The following is a 16,350-nucleotide window of genomic DNA, read 5'->3' as shown; positions in this document are numbered from 1 at the left end:
ACAGTGGGGGAATTACAGCGTGGTGGATGCCAGGCCGCCATCGACCGGCAGAGTGATGCCGTTGATCCAGCGCGCGGCATCGGATGCGAGAAACACGATGGCCTCGGCCACTTCGTCGGCATACGCAGGGCGTGTCATGCGCTTGGCGTCTTCCTTGACGCGTTCCTCGCCCAGCATGGCGGCGAAATCACCAAGGATCGGGGTAAACACCGGCCCGGGCGAGACGTTGTTGACACGCACACCGCGCTCGGCAAACCACGGCCGCGATTGCAGCAAGGTCCACACGATCAACGCTTCCTTGAAGTACTGATAGCAGGTGTCGTGCGCCACCGGATGCGCGGCCAGCCATGCGGTGCCGGCGTCGAAACTGTCGGTAGCGGCCAATTGCTTGTGCAGGTCCAGCCGCTGCGGCCATTCTGCGCCCAGGATCGACGCGACATTGATGATGCTGCCACCGGCCACGATGCGCGGCAGCAGCGCCTGACTCAGATGCCGCAGGCCCAGGTAATTGACGCGTGCCACCACATCCAGCGGTGCGGTGCCCGGCACGCCGGCCACGTTGGCCAGGGCATCGATCTTCTCCGGCAGCGCGCGCACCAGCGCATCGATGGAGGCCGTATCGCCCAGGTCGGCCTGATGGAAGCCATGCAGGGTCATCTGCACCGGAGTGCGATCGACACCGATCACCGTGGCGCCATGGAACCGCGCAAGCCGTGCGACCTCTGCGCCGATACCCGACGCCACACCGGTCACCACGATCGTCTTGTTTTGCAAATTCATTGCCACCCTCCGTAGGAGCCAGCTGCGCCGGCACTAGAACACATGGACGTACTGCAGGTTGACGTTGTTGCCGGAAGCCGCGTTTCTGACTTTCACCGGCAGATAAAGATTGGCGAACAGGATGTTGTCGGCATCGAACCGCCACACACCGCCCGGGCCGGCGTAGAACACACGCTGGCGGCTGTCGGGCACGCGCTGGCCATTGGTGCGGTTATCGCGAAATTGCGTGAGGTAATACGCGTTGATGCCGAATCGCACATCCGGCACCACTTCCCAGGAGGTGGCGAAATTGATCCAGCCCGCGTCGCCAGCCTGGCCGTTGCGGAAGGCAAACCCGTCGGGCAGGTTGGGCCGGCGCTCGCTGCGAAAGTTGTAGACGTAGTTGAAGCGTGCGCTGATTTCCCACTTGGGCGTGGGCAGCACGGTCACTGCGTAATTGGGGATCAGCGACCAATAGCCCGAGCCCTGGTTGAGATCGCGGTCGCGGTCGAACTTGCCGATCGGTGCCACCGCGTTGAATTCGAAACGCTGCGAGAACACCGGCCGCCCGTCGCGCATTACCGGCAGCATCTGCACATACGGGCCGAAGGTCAGATCGCCCACGCCGGCGCCGTTGTCGCGCAAGGTGGCGATGCTGTTGCGACCGAACGAGGCATCCAGATTCACCAGCGGCAGTAGCGTGTTGAAGCCCACTACGCCACCGAACAATTTGTAAGGCGTGACGTACGCGATCTGCGTCAGCAGCAGCGTCGAGTCGATGCGCGGGTTGTCGAACACCGGCACATCGTCGCCACGCGCGTCCTTCACCGAATCCAGCGAGGTCTGGCGCAGGTAGGTGATCACCGCCCAGCCGGGTGTGGTGCGGGTAAAACCATCCAGAAAACTCGTCCCGCCGGTGTTGAGGCCATTGGTCAACGCCATGCTCTGCGGCACGCCCTGCGCCAGCGCCGCCCCGCTCGCAAACAGCCCCACGATGCCGAGCGCTGCACGCACCCGCCACATTGCCTTTACAGCCACGCCACGCACCACCCAGGGTCGAATCACGACGCACATCTCCAGCGTTGGAAGAAAACAGCGGGCGTGCCACCTGGCACGCGGTCAGGCAGGGGCGATCCCCGCGCTACGCACAGCACGTGCCATCAAGACGTTGGTGAGATCACGCCGCCCGGCAACGGGCTGGCGCAGAGGAGTTACAGCGTGTCGAGCCGATCCAGGCGATCGAGCGCGCGCAGCAGCGGCGCCTCGCTGGTACCGAGTACGGCACTGAGCTGCTGTTCCATGCGCAGCACTTCGGCTTCGGCATCGGTCAGCAGGGTGACGCCGGCCGGCGTCAATGACAGATGCTGCATGCGCCGGTCCTGACGCCCGCGCACCTGACGCAGCAGACGGCGCTTGACCAGGCGCGCCACCACGATGGCCAGATTCGGAGCCGAGACATGCAACACGTCGCCGATCTGGCGCTGATTGATGCCCGGATTGCCGTCCACCAGCATCAGTAGGGAAAAATCGACCGGCTTCAGATCGAAGGCGGCAACGCACTCCTGGAACATCCGCCGCACCAGCAGTTCGGTGCGGGTGATGCGATAGCCCAGCAGTCGCAGCAGACGCGCCTGGTCCACCGCAGTGATGGCATCGGGCAACGGTGCAGCAGTGGCAGTAGCGGGCATGACGGTTCTCGCGACAAAGGCAGCGGGCGGAGCGGTACGCGCCATGCGCCCGGTCCGCAACGCCGATCCCCGGCGTGCAGCGCATTGTAGACGCGGCCAGGCCTGCCGATGTGGACATGCAGGCTGCCGGTACGTGCGGTATCTGCGCACGCGTCCGTGCGCCTGCCGCACCGCTCTTCCACGCATGCGCCTGCCATCGGTACAGCAGCGCTGCGATGTGCGGGGGACGGCGGTGATCCAGGCACGGCTTGGACATGAGATCCGGTCGGCAAGTGATTGCGTTCCGGAATAGTTATTGATCATAACTACATTGCCAAGCTGCAGCGCAGCATGGTCGCGCTCGCTAGTCCGCGGACGGGTGCTGGGTGCTGGGTGCTGGGTGCTGGGTGCTGGGTGCCTGGTGCCTGGTGCCTGGTGCCTGGTGCCTGGTGCCGAGTGCCGAGTGCCGAGTGCCGGGTGGCGGGAAGGCAAGTACCGATCGCAGGTGAGCCAGCTGCGATGGCTGCCACGGCGTTATCGCCGCAGCCCACTGTCGAGATCACCGATGCCCGCGCCCGCCCGCGCTGCGCATGCAACGCCCGGCAACGCAGCCCTGCGCAGCGCGCCTACGGCAGCCAGAGCTTCTCGAGATCGCGGAAGCCCCAGTCGGTCGGGCTTTCCATCTGCGCAATGCGGTCCTGGCAGTCGGGCCGCGACAGGTCAATGTCCTGCACCAGCACGTGGCTGCGCAACTTGGCCGAATAGAACACGCGCACCTTGGGCTTGAGCAGCGCGTCCGGGGTCTGTTCGATCACCACGGCCAACTTTTGCGATTCCAGACGCACCAGCGAGCCGACCGGATAAATGCCCAGCCGGCGCACGAATGCCTGAAAGATCGCCGGGTCGAAGTGACCCTTCCACGACGCCATCTGCTTAAGCGATTCGGCAGGGTCCCAGGCGCGTTTATAGGGGCGGTCGGAACTGATGGCGTCGTACACATCGCACACCGCGCCCATCCGCGACATCAGCGAGATGTCTTCGCCGACCAGGCAGTTGGGGTACCCGCTGCCATCCATCTTTTCGTGATGATGCAGCGCGATTTCCAGCACCACCGCGTTCTGCACGCCGCCGGCCATCAGCAGGCGATGCCCATCCAGCGGATGCTGGCGCATCACTTCCATCTCGTCGTTGGTGAGCCGGCCGGGCTTGTTGAGAATGTCCAACGGCGTCACCGCCTTGCCCATGTCGTGCAGCAGGCCGCCCATCGCCGCTTCCACCACCTGCGCCTCGGGCAGACCGAGCTGCCGCGCCAGCCCGCTCATCAGCCCGGCCACGGCCATCGAATGCAGATAGGTGTAGTCGTCGGCGGTCTTGAGCCGCGCCACGCTGATCAAGGCCTGCGGATGACGCAGTACCGAATCGTTGATGGCTTCCACCAGCGGCATGGCCGCCTCGGTGTCGACGGTGCGCCCCAGCCGCACGTCGCGAAACATCGCTTCCACCATGTCGCGGCCGTCTTCAAAAATACGCCGCGCCCGCACCACTTCGGCTTCGATCCCGACCTGCGCGGTGACGCTGTTGGTCCGTGCACTGCGCGCGGTGGACGCCGGCTCCGGCGGTTCGGGCTCCGGTTCCGGCGTGGGCGGCGGCGGTGGCGCAGCGCCCGTCTCCTGCTCGTCGACCGTCGCGCCGGTGTCCACATCCAGGCCGCGGGCGGTGTCGATCACCAGTTGCTCGATCCGGCTGCCGTGAATCTTGTCCACATCGTCGGAATCGACCAGAAAGGACGTTTTCCAGAACGGATGGTGCACCCACGCGCCCAGCAGCTTGTAGACATACATGCCGGGACGGAGTTGGTCGGAGTCGATGGTTCTGAGCATGCCGGCGCTGGTCTGCACAATATCCACGGAAGAGTCCGCCACGGGCTTGGCGGTCTCCGGAGTTATCGGCACCGGTCGCGATTTCTTTGGTCTACGAACGTAACCGCAGCCGCCACACCAGCCGGCATTGGGCACCGCAAGCTGAGCAATTCAGCGCTCCGGCAAGCGCATCGCCACCACCGCAGCAGCGGCGAACAGCAACGGCACGCCACAGGCCAGATACAACATGGCCGGCGACCAACCGGCATCCAGCAGCACCCCGGCGCACAGCGGCGAGGCAATGGCGCCCAGACGCCCGATCCCGATCGACCAGCCCATGCCGGTGGAGCGCACCGCCGCGGTAAAGACCACCGGCGCAACCGCATACAGCCCACCCATCGCCGCCGTCAGGGCCGCACCGGTCAGCAACGCGGTGACAAATGCCCAACTCAGCACCGTGCTGCTCAACCCGAACGCGACCATCCCGATCGCCACCAGCACCAGTGCGCCGGCGGTGAGCCGCGACAAGCGCCCGCGCAGGGCCAACCAACTGAATAACGTGCCGCCCACAATGCCGCCCAGGTTCAGCAGCACCCCGCCGGTAAGGCCCTCGGCCGCCGACAGGCCGGCGGTCACCAGCAGCTTGGGCGTCCAGCTGAGCACGAAGTAGAACGCGAACATCAGCAGGAAGAACGCCAGCGCGATCAGCAGCGATTGCCGCCGTAGCTTACCCACGAACAAGGCCGCATACCCCTGCGCCTGCCCTGCCGCCTGCGCAGGTGGCAGCGGCAACTGCGGATGCGGCGCCATCCCCATGCGTGCCAGCACCGCATTGAAGCGTGCATGCGCGTGGGGCGGCCGGCGGGCGATCAAAAAGTCCAGCGATTCGGGCAAAAAGGCCAGCACCAGCGGCACGCAGAGCAGCGAGCCGAGCGCACCGAGCCAGAACACCGCTGGCCAGGACCAGTGCTGCACCAGCAGCGCCGCGATCGCGCCCCCGATCGTCGCCCCGACCGGGTAGCCGGTGGCCTGCAGCACCGTCGCCGTACTGCGCCAGCGTGCGGTGGAATATTCGGCAGCGGTCACCGCCACGCAGGCCAGCATGCCGCCGATCCCGACCCCGGTGAACGCCCGCAGCGCGCCCAGCTGCCAAACATCGCCCGCCAGCGCGGACGCGCCCATGCCGACGGTCAGGATGGCCAGGCACACCAGGATCAGCGCACGGCGGCCGATGCGGTCTGCCAACGGCGCCAGCAACAGCGAGCCCACCGCCATGCCGACCAGCCCGGCACTGAACAGCGCCCCCAGCAGCTTGCCCGACAGCTGCCAGTCCGCCGACACGTGCGGAGCGGTGAATGCCATCGCCATCACGTCGAAGCCGTCGAGCATCGTCAGCAGCACGCACACCGCCACGGCCCTCCACTGGAACGGCGTCATGCGCTCCAGGACAAAGTGCGTGGAAGTTGGGGTGCTTTGGAGCATTGGGGTGTCCTGTGAGATGAGGCGTGCTGGTCTAGTGTCGCTGCAGGACGTGCGGCATCGCGGCGTGCCTTGTGCGCCGTGCCACGCCACGTGGCCGCCAACTGGAAAAACTGGTACGTGCGGCAGACCGCGATCAACGCGTGGCAACCGCATGCACGCTAGGCCGATTGCAGGTGGTGTTCAAGACCGATTACCGCAGTGTTGTGCGCTTATCGGACGACCGGCAAACCGGACTTCGCTTGCGCAGCGATGCGTTCGGGTGTGCTCTCTGCGTTGCCGGCTGCTCCTTCAGGTACGGCGCGCCTAGCGATCAGATCCGGCGCGGCCGCAGCGTTCGCCTCCGCAGCGTTATCTCGTTAGCTGTGCGAGATCGCCCTTGACGAGAGTGTGCGTCGCTTGTGCGCAGTGTTGCGCCAACTTGCGCAATACACCGTGTCGACGAATGTCACGGCGACAACGCTCCATGGGGCTTGGAGCGCCTCACAAACCCGCTCGAACAACCGTCAGGTGGGTGCGGACAGCGCGTGCATAAACGGAGCGTACGCGTCGCCCATGCCGATTCCGAGCACCGGCCCTGCCCGCCCGGTGGCCGCGCCGTAGTTCTGTTACCTGCTCCTGGTCATGCATGCATCATGGGCAGCGGACGCGCTGCGTGTCTGTCGGATCGCCGGATGTGCGGCATGCTCAGGCAGCAGCACCGCGTGTGACTTCAAAAGGGCGCTATTCGTCTGCAGCGATTGACCACAGCCTGGCCCAACACACATCGCGGCATGCCGCGTCCACGGCATCCACAACACACGTGCGCATCTGGCGACATCCATTGCGCAGTACGACCGCTGCCGCGCCAATCCGCACCGCACAGGTATCATCCAGACGTGTCCGCAGTTGGCGGCACGTTGATTGACCGGAGAGTGCCGTGACCCCGATTCGCCCGTTTCTGGAACACACCCCACAGCTGGGTGAACGCGTCTATGTCGACCCGGCCTGCACCATCATCGGCAAGGTGAGCCTGGGCGACGATGTATCGGTGTGGCCAGGCACGGTGATCCGCGGCGACGTCAATCATGTGCAGATCGGCGCACGCACCAATGTGCAGGACGGCACCATCATTCACGTCAGCCACCACAGCCCGTTCAACAAGGCCGGCTATCCAACCATCATCGGCGAGGACGTGACCGTGGGCCACGGCACCATCCTGCACGCCTGCACCATCGAAGACCTGTGCCTGATCGGCATGGGCGCCTGCGTGCTGGATGGGGCCACCATCAAACGCTACGGCTTTGTCGGCGCCGGTGCGGTGGTGGGGCCGGGCAAAGTGGTTGGCGAAGCGGAATTGTGGCTGGGCAATCCTGCGCGGCTGGCGCGCACGCTCAGCGACAAGGAAATCGAAAGCCTGCACTACTCCGCGCAACATTATGTGCGGCTCAAGGATCAGTATCTGAGCGCGCCTGTCCGCGACTGAGCAGCCGCACGGCCGACTCCTGACTGGCATCGCCGCACCAGCACAGGGCTGGTCTTTCAGGGCTGCGTGGCGCGCTCCAACGCCGTCAGCATCGTCAACGCCTGTTCGCGCGATGTGCCGCACATCTCCAGCGACGGCCGCAGGCTGCCGCACACCGCCGGGCGCTGCGGCGACCCGAACAACCGGCAGCCCAGCTGCGCGTCCAGCTGCACGCACGCCACCCCGGCCGGCTTGCCGTTGGGCATGCCGGGGATTGGCGAACTGATCGAGGGCGCGATGCAGCACGCGGCACAGCCGGCGCGGCACGACATGGCAGAGGTCATGCGCGCAGTTTAGAGCGGCCAGCAGAACGTAGCGAGCGAACGTCAGGTGCGTGTGGGCGAGGCGCGTGGCACTGCGATTCGCATGGTTGGCGACGACGCTGCGGGGCGAACGCACCGGCCTCACGGTGAGCGCTGCGGTTATCGTGGCACGCCCGAACCGGCGCGCCGGCGTGCAGCCTGGAAGGCGCGCGCGTCGCGCCGCATCGATGAACCGTTCGGCCAGCCGCACACGCCTGCCCGGCCACGCGTTCGCCGCATCCGAGCTCGCCTGCCGCCGCGCTCGTGCCTGGCGGCTGCGTGCTACCGTGACCGATCGCCAGAACGCGCCGTGACGGTTGCAGCAGCAACAGTCGCGACGCGCTCTAATTGCCAGCCACCGCTCGCTGATCAGTTGTCGACATCGCCATGCCCGAATACCGCTCCAAGACCTCCACCCACGGCCGCAACATGGCTGGCGCGCGCGCACTCTGGCGCGCCACCGGCATGCAGGATGGCGACTTCCACAAGCCCATCATCGCCATCGCCAATTCCTTCACCCAGTTCGTGCCCGGGCACGTGCACCTGAAGGATCTTGGTCAGCTCGTCGCGCGCGAAATCGAGCGCGTCGGCGGCGTGGCCAAGGAGTTCGACACCATCGCCGTGGACGACGGCATCGCGATGGGCCACGACGGCATGCTGTATTCGCTGCCCAGTCGCGAAATCATCGCCGACTCGGTCGAGTACATGGTCAATGCGCATTGCGCCGACGCGCTGGTGTGCATTTCCAACTGCGACAAGATTACGCCGGGCATGTTGATGGCCGCGTTGCGGCTGAATATCCCGACCGTGTTCGTCTCCGGCGGCCCGATGGAAGCCGGTAAGACCAAGTTGTCCGAACATAAACTCGATCTGATCGACGCCATGGTGATCGCTGCCGACGACAGCGCATCGGATGAGAAAGTCGCCGAATTCGAACGCAGCGCCTGCCCCACCTGCGGCTCGTGCTCGGGCATGTTCACCGCCAACTCGATGAACTGCCTGACCGAAGCGCTGGGCTTGTCGCTGCCGGGCAACGGCACCGTGGTGGCCACGCATGCCGACCGCGAGCAACTGTTCCTGCGTGCGGGGCGCGTGGCGGTGGAACTGTGCCACCGCTGGTATGGCGGCGAAGATCCCACCGCACTGCCGCGCGGCATTGCCACCTTCGAAGCGTTCGAAAATGCGATGACATTGGACATCGCCATGGGCGGCTCGACCAACACCATCCTGCATCTGCTCGCCGCCGCGCAGGAAGGCGAAGTGCCATTCGGCATGCGCGACATCGACCGCCTATCCAAGCGCGTGCCGCAGCTATGCAAGGTGGCGCCGAATACGCCCAAGTACCACATCGAAGACGTGCATCGCGCTGGCGGCATCATGGCCATTCTCGGCGAGCTCGCACGTGGCGGCCTGCTGCATACCAACGCAGCCACGGTGCATGCACGCACCCTGGCCGACGCCATCGCGCAATGGGATGTCACCCAGACCGGCGATGAAAAGGTGCATACGTTCTACAAGGCCGGACCGGGCGGCATCCCCACGCAGATCGCCTTCAGCCAGGCCACGCGCTGGGACAGCCTGGATACCGACCGCAGCGACGGCTGCATTCGCGATGTCGCGCACGCGTTCTCGCAGGAAGGCGGCCTCGCCGTGCTGTACGGCAATATCGCCCGCGACGGCTGCGTGGTGAAAACCGCTGGCGTGGACGAATCCATCCACGTGTTCGAAGGCAACGCCCGCGTCTATGAAAGCCAGGATTCGGCGGTCAAGGGCATTCTTGCCGACGAAGTAAAGGCAGGCGACATCGTGGTGATTCGCTACGAAGGCCCCAAGGGCGGCCCCGGCATGCAGGAAATGCTGTACCCCACCAGCTATCTCAAATCCAAGGGCCTGGGCAAGCAATGCGCCCTGCTCACCGACGGCCGCTTCTCCGGCGGCACCTCGGGCCTGTCGATCGGCCACGCCTCACCGGAAGCGGCCGCAGGCGGCGCGATCGGTTTGGTGCGCGATGGCGACAAGGTCCTGATCGACATCCCCAATCGCTCGATCAATCTGCTGGTGTCCGACGAAGAGCTTGCTAGTCGTCGCGCCGAGCAGGACGCCAAGGGCTGGAAGCCAGTAGAGGTACGCCCGCGCAAGGTCACCACGGCGTTGAAGGCGTATGCGTTGCTGGCGACCAGCGCGGACAAGGGCGCGGTGCGGGACAAGGCGTTGTTGGACGGCTGAGATATCTCCGAGCCAGGCCCATGCCGTCCGTCCCCGCAGCCGCGGCCGTGACCAACTGCACACCCTAGACTTACGAAGACTCACGGAAAAACCGCCCTCCGCCCTTCCCCCGCCTGCGGGGGAAGGTGCCCGAAGGGCGGATGGGGGCAGCCACGCGATCACGCGACAAAGCCGACGAACCTAAACCGCGCCCGCTGCAACGCACCCAGCAGAACGTCCATGTAAGCGTGACGCCGGCCAATCCGGCGGATGCCTGGATCCACCGACTGACGCGGAGACCGAACGGATACTGCCAACTATGGCGCGGCATCGGCATCGGCATCGGCATCGGCATGGGCATGGGCATGGGAATACTTGCGCGCTACCGCATGCGACAACACCACCCACCGGGCACAGGTCATCACTTCCCCGCACGATGCAGCGGTTCCCGCTCGCATTGCTGCATCATCGCCGCGCGCAGACTGAGCGCCAGTGGCACCAGCCCGTCGCTATCACTCTCGCCGTCGCGCACCACGATCTCGTTGCGTGCCACATCCACATTCTTGATGCGTAGGCGCACGCATTCCACCAAACGCATGCCGGTCCCGTAGAGCAGTGCCGCCATTAGTGCCTGACGCACTTCCATCCGCGCCAGCACCGCCATGACCTCCGCCTCACTCAAGACCGTAGGCAACCGCCGCGGCCGCTTGGCCCGCCGAATCACGTCCATCCATGGTAGATCGCGTCCCAACACCTCGCGATACAGAAACAGCAAAGCGGCCAGCACCTGATTCTGCATCGAAGGCGCCACATGATCGCGCGCCGCCAGCAGAATCAGGAACGCTTCCACGTCGCGCACTCCCATCGCCTCTGGATGCCGTTTGCCGTTGGCCAGGATGAAGCGCCGAATCCAGCCAACATAGGCATCCTCGGTGCGCTTGGCACGGCCCAGCCGCCGCAACCGAACGCAGACGCGATCCAGCAGCCGAGCCGGGCGCCCGGTCGGCGCTGCCGAAGACGGCTGCCTGGCACCCGATGCAGACCAGGAGATTGAAGCCGTTCGGTCGGAATGATACGGTCGCATTCAGATGAGTCGCGCCAGGGAATGCGACATACTTATGTATCGTGGTCACGCACCACGATCGGCACACTGCGTTGATACGACTGGGGTTGCACTGGATGGGGAGGTCAGAAATTACGTACTACGCCCCGGTGCTGTGCACCTTTTTGACTTCGAATAGTTGTTAGCTGGCACTGGGGGTGTCGCGATGACTCGAAAGTTGACTGTGACGATCCCGATCAATAACCGGTCTTGGTCGATAGATGAAGAAGAAATTGAAAAGCTGATCATAGAAAATCAGGCGCAGTTTGCTCCGCTGTTTGAGCTTTCAATTGATGTTGACGACGCCCGAGTGCAACTTGTTGACGAGAGTCTAGACGTGCAGCAGGTTGATATCGACGAGGGAGGCAAGAGTGGTTCAGCGCAAGTCGATTTCATGTCATCGTTCTACGCAGGCTGCAAGGACCAAAACTCAGATGACTGGCACAGCGAGGACTTGGCGTTCGAGATCACTCAAGACGCTTTGATCTTTAACATTAATCTGCCGATTAATTGGCGTGTAGACAACTAGAACGCCATCTAACAATTCATTCAAGCCGAACCCGCTTCGCGGGTCGGCTTAATTCAGGTGTTAGGCATTGCATGTTCAAGATCACGGTCTCTTGCCGGGGAATGTCAGAGCAATCTGCGTTGGCGGGCCTCTCAGAAATTGCAGACGAGTTCGCCAGTCGTCCATGGCACGAGAACGTGTCTTGCCGCTGGGAAAGCGATTGCATCGTGCTTGAAGCTCAGAACGACTTTGACCCAGAGGGAAAGGCCCCCCTAGACGAGTTCTCGGACGCGATCTGCGCTTGCTTGCCCATTGAGTCAGCACCAATATCGTTTGCCGTAGAGTCGGTCCGTGAGGTTCCGGGCAGCAATGCCTAACAATTCATTCAAGCCGATGCTGCTTCGCGGCACGGCTTAATTCAGGCGTTAGCCGCATGGAAGAACTCGCTTCTATTATTGACAAGCCACTCGCCTCGGACGAGACACGGCAAGTTCTGTCTCGCTTCAACCTGCTCGACCAAGTATTCGAACCGCTCGAGGAGGGTATGCATGCGGAGCGCTTCCTGACTGACAAGGCAGGTGGAGTTCAAATTGAGATTAGGCCCGATGACCGTATTGGCACGATATTTCTTCATTCATTCGGCAAGGACGGCTTTGGCCAGTTCTCGCATCCACTGATCGCCGGCCTCAATTTCTCATCCACACAGGCCGACGTCCTAAAGCGACTGGGAAGTCCTACCACAGATGCCACACTAAACCCCCCGTCATTTGGGGTGGTCTCCTGGGCCAAGTACGTCACATCCTCGCACAGCCTGCACTTTAGTTTTGGCGCCAATGGCATCGCTCTAGTGACCATCATGCCTGCTGACTGGCAGCCCGGAGGCTACAGTGGCGGCTAACAATTCATTCAAGCCGAACCCGCTTCGCGGGTCGGCTTAATTCAGGTGTTAGGCGGCTATTCAAATGCGCTCCCACTCGGACATCCTGAAAGACATCGCCAGCTTCGCGCCATTAGCTGACTCGTGGTTGCCCTTAGACAATCTTCTTAACGAGCTATGGCTTGCAGGGGAGCCACACGTGAGTTCACTTCCCACCCTTTTTGGTGTCTTTGAGCGATTCCCTGCGGACGATGGCGCAGGAGTGTTCTGGTCGATCGTTCATGGGGTGGAGGCGTTGCCATACAACTACGGTCCCATGCTTAAAGAGTCGTATAGTCGGGTGCCAGCGGAAATGTCCAAGATCATGCTGGCCAGACTCGCCAACTCGACCGGCACGGCCTAACAATTCATTCAAGCCGATCCCGCTTTACGGGTCGGCTTAATTCAGGCGTTAGCCGGCAATGGAGCATCACGTGGAGCTGAAAGATTTCATTTCCGAGACGTTGGCCCAGATTGTGGGCGGAGTTGTTGATGCTCGCGCCAAGGTCGATGCGCTCAATGCCGTGGCACGCGTCAATCCGTTCCTTGACCCAATGGCTGACCAGCTCGCCAAACATGGCTTCACGCTTGCGGGCGGTGACGCGGTGCAGTTCGTTGAGTTTGAGGTGTCGGTTACAACTAAGGACGTTTCGGGCACAAAAGGTGGGGTCGGCGTGTTCGTCGTACCCTTCACACTTGGTAGCAGCGGACAGTCAAGCAGCGAGCAGTCCGGCAGCAGCAAAATTTCGTTCCGAGTGCCGCTGACCTTGCCACGCGAGCTTGCAGGCTAACAATTCATTCAAGCCGAACTGGCTCCGCCAGTCGGCTTAATTCAAGCGTTAGGCGGCAGTGCTTGGCATCGTTGGTGGCTTCTGTCTTCGGTAACACCTTGGTGGTTTACCGGTCGGCTCCGGTGCGCGGTCTTTGCGTAACAGCGATCGGCCTGTTTGCCACTTCGCCTTGCAACGTCACTGCCGCGCTGCGCTCACTGCCTTTGGCTTCGGTTGCTCTGCGCGGTCGCGCTACCTTGGCAAGCCACGTGACTTCGGTTGTGGCATGCTTGGCCCAGCGATGGTCGTGCTGGGGAGCAGAGGTCATGCGTCACTGCTCTGCGGCACCACCGTCTAACTATTCATTCAAGCCGACGCCGCTTCGCGGCGCGGCTTAATTCAGACGTTAGGCCGCTTTTTATAAGTTCCCGCGTTTGATATCAATCGGAGACACAGACATGCCTGTTCGTAACGTCACAAAAGATGATTGCGGTCGACTCGAGGGTAAAGACATCACACCGCTTTACTCCGCTTTCAAGCAAGTCTGCCCGAGAATCGAGGGTGAGGGTCTTTGGGAAAAGCTCCGAGAAAAATACAACCTTGGCGTCGCTGCTGACTGTGACGCCTGGGTCGTGCGCATGAATAATGCGATCGCGATCTGGAATGCGCAAAATCCAAGAAACTGCGCTGCCGTAAAAACTGCATTTGGCGTTTAGGTTGCTTGCGCGCGGCCTAACAATTCGTTCAAGGCGGACGGCTTCGCCGCCGCTTAAATCCAGTGTTAGGGCTCACATGAGGCTACTCCGCAGATGAAAGGAACAACAAAGCAGGATTATCCCTTGTGCGCTTCATCCGCCGAGTACTATCTGGTGGACTACGACAAGTGCAAGTATTTCCGCTGCGCAAAGTGTGGCCTTTTTCAAATCTCACTTCGGGCAGAGAAGGTTCTGCTTCAGGCACCGCAAGAGTGGCGTGATGGCTACGCCAAGCAGGCCCGAGATGCACCGGAGAATCACGCGCTGGTTATCCGCGTTCCCCCGTCCTCTCAGGAGCCTGGCGTAGCAAGTGCTGCTCTTACCGGTAAGTTTGTTCCCATGCCGGAGCTTCCGCAGGGCTAGTGAGCCCTAACAATTCATTCAAGCCGAGCCCGCATCAGGGCGGCACCTAAGTGCGCGCCTTCGACTATATTAGCACTCAGTCGCCGCGCTGCTGTGGGCCGGCTTAATTCAGGCGTTAGACCGCGCACGAGACACTTATGCAGCCTAAGGTTCCAGTTCCTAGCCGATACGCAGGCCTGCTCATGGGCTTCGCCGCTCTCTTGCATTCGCTGGTGGCATTTGACCTGGTCCTGCACTTCCTCCACGCCACACCAGAGCTTCAAGCGCTGTGGGCTACTAGCCCTCCAGTAAAAACTTTTTGGCTTTGTTTCGTAGCGTTGGGTCTTGCCACTGCCATCTTGCTCTATCGCGCGCCACGTGCTGGTTTCGCCTTGTCCTTGGCGGCAACCGTCTGCCTTTACTTTGCCAGTACCGGACTCTGGCATGAGATCAAGGGTGGCTTTTGGTTTGCCATAGCTGCGAACGTCTTCGCTGCTCTTGGAGCATGGCGGGCGTGGTCTAACAATTCGTTCAAGCCGAAGCCGCTTCGCGGCTCGGCTTAACTCAGGCGTTAGCCAGCACATGAAGATACGTCTCAACTTTGAGAGCTTCAGTCCATTGGACTTTCCAGGGCTCAATGGAACAGTGGACCATGTCACTTCGTGGGTGGACCTCGTCTGGGCTGCAGTAACTTCTGGAAAGAAGGGGCCTTTGTACTGGGTGCCACACCCACAAAACTCTTTCGCAGAGGCTAGCTCACGCGCCTTCTCTCTTTATGCGCACCTGCATCAAAGCTCAGGATTCGTGATGAAATCGGGGCTCTATCACTTCATGGATCCTACTGAGAAGGCAGCGGCCTCGTACTTCCTTGGCATGACCTTAGCCAAACTTATCGCCGAGGACTTCCTCGATACCCCTTGGTTATTTCACGTATCAACTGCATCGCAGGCAATTGCGTACAAGCCTGGGGGTTCGCGGCCGGACTTGATAGGGTGCACGTATAACGGTGGAAAGTGGGTAGTCGTCGAGTGCAAGGGGCGATCCAACGGATTCGCTCCGGATGCGCTTCTCAAAGCAAAAGCACAGTCTGCAATGATCTCTTATATCAATGGGGCTAAACCCCTTTGTGCTCTAGGGCTGCAAGCTTTCTTTGATCCTGAATTAAGCGCCACCGCTATTGATCCGCCTCCTACTGAGGAGGCCGAGCCAGTTGAAGCAGACGTTGGTCATGCAATGCGCGTGTACTACTCGGTACGTCACGCATTGAGGCTCTCAGGTGAACCAGTGAGCTTTGGTGAGACTGAATATATCATTCGTGAGGATCGAGACTCCGGCATCACTATAGGGTTACCAGCATCTATTGTTTTTGCAGAATCCATCCAGGAACCGCCACGCCTGCCCGTGCATGCTTCACGCCAATTGGGCGGCGATGACGGCCGAATGCGCATCTACCGCGATGGATTTTATGTATCCTTAGATCAGAGATGGTCGGAGGAGCAAATGCAACGCGAGCTTGCAGACCGTGCTGGCTGACAATTCATTCAAGCCGACACCGCTTCGCGGCGCGGCTTAATTAAGGTGTTAGGTTGCGCAATGGGACCATTTCGAGACGGATGGACAGAGCAAAACATAGAGGCTGTAGTCGCTCGAGGCATTCCAGAAGAGCTGCTATATGTTCCGATCGTCATAACCATGGACCCGCATGACCGTGCGTGGGCCGAGGCTATTTGTCTCTCGCTGGCTCAGCACCCGCACTTCAATGTTCGCGGCAATGCAATTCTTGGCTTCGGCCACCTCGCACGCACCTGTCGGCGCCTAGACTTGGTAGCAGTTTCTCCAGTTATTGCAGCGGCACTTCAAGATGAGCATGAGTATGTCCGCGGACACGCAGAGGATGCGGCGGGGGATATCCATCACTACCTTAGGCTCCACATTCCAGGTTACGCCTCATCGGGCGCAACCTAACAATTCATTCAAGCCGAACCCGCTTCGCGGGTCGGCTTAATTCAGGCGTTAGGCCGTGCTCACACATAGCGACATCTTCATTAAAGCACCTAGCTCAACCGCTCTCGCCAAGTTCTCCGCGCGAGCTTTTCGGGCGCTTGGGGTTCTTGAGCACGAGGAGCGAGAGAGTAGTAACTATGTTGATGAGCACTACTTCTGTTCTGTCGGTCAGGACCCC

At 61.9% G+C, this 16,350-nt stretch carries 16 protein-coding genes; 9 read left to right on the top strand and 7 right to left on the bottom strand.

Annotated features, from left to right (window positions below):
• Window positions 1-12: 12 nt before the first annotated feature.
• From ABQU90_RS12045 to ABQU90_RS12025, 5 genes are all read right to left on the bottom strand, one after another.
• Window positions 13-780 carry a coniferyl-alcohol dehydrogenase gene (locus ABQU90_RS12045; RefSeq protein ID WP_055853410.1) on the bottom strand — a complete coding sequence of 256 codons (768 nt, stop codon included), beginning with the start codon at window positions 778-780 and terminating at the stop codon, window positions 13-15.
• A 33-nt stretch (window positions 781-813) separates the two neighbouring features.
• Window positions 814-1,833: a SphA family protein gene (locus ABQU90_RS12040; RefSeq protein ID WP_323521086.1), complete on the bottom strand. Its 1,020-nt coding sequence runs from the start codon at window positions 1,831-1,833 to the stop codon at window positions 814-816.
• A 137-nt stretch (window positions 1,834-1,970) separates the two neighbouring features.
• Window positions 1,971-2,447 carry a MarR family winged helix-turn-helix transcriptional regulator gene (locus tag ABQU90_RS12035; RefSeq protein ID WP_115552710.1) on the bottom strand — a complete coding sequence of 159 codons (477 nt, stop codon included), beginning with the start codon at window positions 2,445-2,447 and terminating at the stop codon, window positions 1,971-1,973.
• A 605-nt stretch (window positions 2,448-3,052) separates the two neighbouring features.
• Window positions 3,053-4,306 carry a cyclic di-GMP phosphodiesterase gene (locus tag ABQU90_RS12030; RefSeq protein WP_311239197.1) on the bottom strand — a complete coding sequence of 418 codons (1,254 nt, stop codon included), beginning with the start codon at window positions 4,304-4,306 and terminating at the stop codon, window positions 3,053-3,055.
• 150 nt (window positions 4,307-4,456) lie between these two features.
• Window positions 4,457-5,767 carry an MFS transporter gene (locus tag ABQU90_RS12025; protein WP_323517967.1) on the bottom strand — a complete coding sequence of 437 codons (1,311 nt, stop codon included), beginning with the start codon at window positions 5,765-5,767 and terminating at the stop codon, window positions 4,457-4,459.
• 916 nt (window positions 5,768-6,683) lie between these two features.
• Here ABQU90_RS12025 and ABQU90_RS12020 point away from each other — a divergent pair.
• Complete coding sequence (locus ABQU90_RS12020; protein ID WP_115552709.1) at window positions 6,684-7,229, top strand: gamma carbonic anhydrase family protein; 546 nt, start codon at window positions 6,684-6,686, stop codon at window positions 7,227-7,229.
• A gap of 56 nt (window positions 7,230-7,285) precedes the next feature.
• Here the strand turns inward: ABQU90_RS12020 and ABQU90_RS12015 are convergent, their stop codons facing one another.
• The gene (locus ABQU90_RS12015; protein WP_115561029.1) at window positions 7,286-7,552 is read right to left on the bottom strand and encodes a YkgJ family cysteine cluster protein; all 267 of its coding nucleotides are present in this window, start codon (window positions 7,550-7,552) and stop codon (window positions 7,286-7,288) included.
• A 405-nt stretch (window positions 7,553-7,957) separates the two neighbouring features.
• Between ABQU90_RS12015 and ilvD the strand changes: the two genes are divergently transcribed.
• Entirely contained in the window at window positions 7,958-9,796 is a 1,839-nt protein-coding gene (gene ilvD / locus ABQU90_RS12010; protein ID WP_055853423.1) for a dihydroxy-acid dehydratase, read from the top strand.
• Between the two features lie 400 nt (window positions 9,797-10,196).
• On the opposite strand, the gene ABQU90_RS12005 is transcribed toward ilvD, so the two are convergent.
• Window positions 10,197-10,859, bottom strand: a complete 663-nt coding sequence (locus tag ABQU90_RS12005) for a phage integrase N-terminal SAM-like domain-containing protein (RefSeq protein ID WP_349780860.1) — start codon at window positions 10,857-10,859, stop codon at window positions 10,197-10,199.
• Between the two features lie 202 nt (window positions 10,860-11,061).
• Between ABQU90_RS12005 and ABQU90_RS12000 the strand changes: the two genes are divergently transcribed.
• From ABQU90_RS12000 to ABQU90_RS11970, 7 genes are all read left to right on the top strand, one after another.
• Window positions 11,062-11,406 (top strand): hypothetical protein, encoded by a 345-nt coding sequence (locus tag ABQU90_RS12000; protein ID WP_161964593.1) that lies wholly within the window; start codon window positions 11,062-11,064, stop codon window positions 11,404-11,406.
• A 412-nt stretch (window positions 11,407-11,818) separates the two neighbouring features.
• The gene (locus tag ABQU90_RS11995) at window positions 11,819-12,283 is read left to right on the top strand and encodes a DUF6392 family protein (RefSeq protein WP_115552704.1); all 465 of its coding nucleotides are present in this window, start codon (window positions 11,819-11,821) and stop codon (window positions 12,281-12,283) included.
• 178 nt (window positions 12,284-12,461) lie between these two features.
• Complete coding sequence (locus ABQU90_RS11990; RefSeq protein WP_153066732.1) at window positions 12,462-12,665, top strand: hypothetical protein; 204 nt, start codon at window positions 12,462-12,464, stop codon at window positions 12,663-12,665.
• Between the two features lie 70 nt (window positions 12,666-12,735).
• Entirely contained in the window at window positions 12,736-13,092 is a 357-nt protein-coding gene (locus tag ABQU90_RS11985; protein ID WP_153066214.1) for a hypothetical protein, read from the top strand.
• Window positions 13,093-13,529: 437 nt separating this feature from the next.
• Window positions 13,530-13,787 (top strand): hypothetical protein, encoded by a 258-nt coding sequence (locus tag ABQU90_RS11980; protein ID WP_153066731.1) that lies wholly within the window; start codon window positions 13,530-13,532, stop codon window positions 13,785-13,787.
• A gap of 584 nt (window positions 13,788-14,371) precedes the next feature.
• Window positions 14,372-14,731: a hypothetical protein gene (locus ABQU90_RS11975; RefSeq protein ID WP_115526818.1), complete on the top strand. Its 360-nt coding sequence runs from the start codon at window positions 14,372-14,374 to the stop codon at window positions 14,729-14,731.
• A 19-nt stretch (window positions 14,732-14,750) separates the two neighbouring features.
• The gene (locus ABQU90_RS11970; protein ID WP_153066213.1) at window positions 14,751-15,701 is read left to right on the top strand and encodes a hypothetical protein; all 951 of its coding nucleotides are present in this window, start codon (window positions 14,751-14,753) and stop codon (window positions 15,699-15,701) included.
• Window positions 15,702-16,350: the final 649 nt, after the last annotated feature.

The organism is Xanthomonas sp. WHRI 10207, from assembly GCF_040202975.1.
Taxonomy (GTDB): Bacteria; Pseudomonadota; Gammaproteobacteria; order Xanthomonadales; family Xanthomonadaceae; genus Xanthomonas.
This window is presented reverse-complemented; position numbering and strand designations above follow the sequence as displayed.

Bases quoted from the DNA above. Each gene is read 5' to 3' on its own strand.
- ABQU90_RS12035 (WP_115552710.1), bottom strand. From the start codon at position 2,447: ATGCCCGCTACTGCCACTGCTGCACCGTTGCCCGATGCCATCACTGCG.
- ABQU90_RS11975 (WP_115526818.1), top strand. From the start codon at position 14,372: ATGGGCTTCGCCGCTCTCTTGCATTCGCTGGTGGCATTTGACCTGGTC.
- ABQU90_RS11980 (WP_153066731.1), top strand. From the start codon at position 13,530: ATGCCTGTTCGTAACGTCACAAAAGATGATTGCGGTCGACTCGAGGGT.
- ABQU90_RS11970 (WP_153066213.1), top strand. From the start codon at position 14,751: ATGAAGATACGTCTCAACTTTGAGAGCTTCAGTCCATTGGACTTTCCA.
- ABQU90_RS12045 (WP_055853410.1), bottom strand. From the start codon at position 780: ATGAATTTGCAAAACAAGACGATCGTGGTGACCGGTGTGGCGTCGGGT.
- ABQU90_RS12005 (WP_349780860.1), bottom strand. From the start codon at position 10,859: ATGCGACCGTATCATTCCGACCGAACGGCTTCAATCTCCTGGTCTGCA.
- ABQU90_RS12040 (WP_323521086.1), bottom strand. From the start codon at position 1,833: ATGTGCGTCGTGATTCGACCCTGGGTGGTGCGTGGCGTGGCTGTAAAG.
- ABQU90_RS11995 (WP_115552704.1), top strand. From the start codon at position 11,819: ATGGAAGAACTCGCTTCTATTATTGACAAGCCACTCGCCTCGGACGAG.
- ABQU90_RS12030 (WP_311239197.1), bottom strand. From the start codon at position 4,306: ATGCTCAGAACCATCGACTCCGACCAACTCCGTCCCGGCATGTATGTC.
- ilvD (WP_055853423.1), top strand. From the start codon at position 7,958: ATGCCCGAATACCGCTCCAAGACCTCCACCCACGGCCGCAACATGGCT.
- ABQU90_RS12015 (WP_115561029.1), bottom strand. From the start codon at position 7,552: ATGACCTCTGCCATGTCGTGCCGCGCCGGCTGTGCCGCGTGCTGCATC.
- ABQU90_RS12025 (WP_323517967.1), bottom strand. From the start codon at position 5,767: ATGCTCCAAAGCACCCCAACTTCCACGCACTTTGTCCTGGAGCGCATG.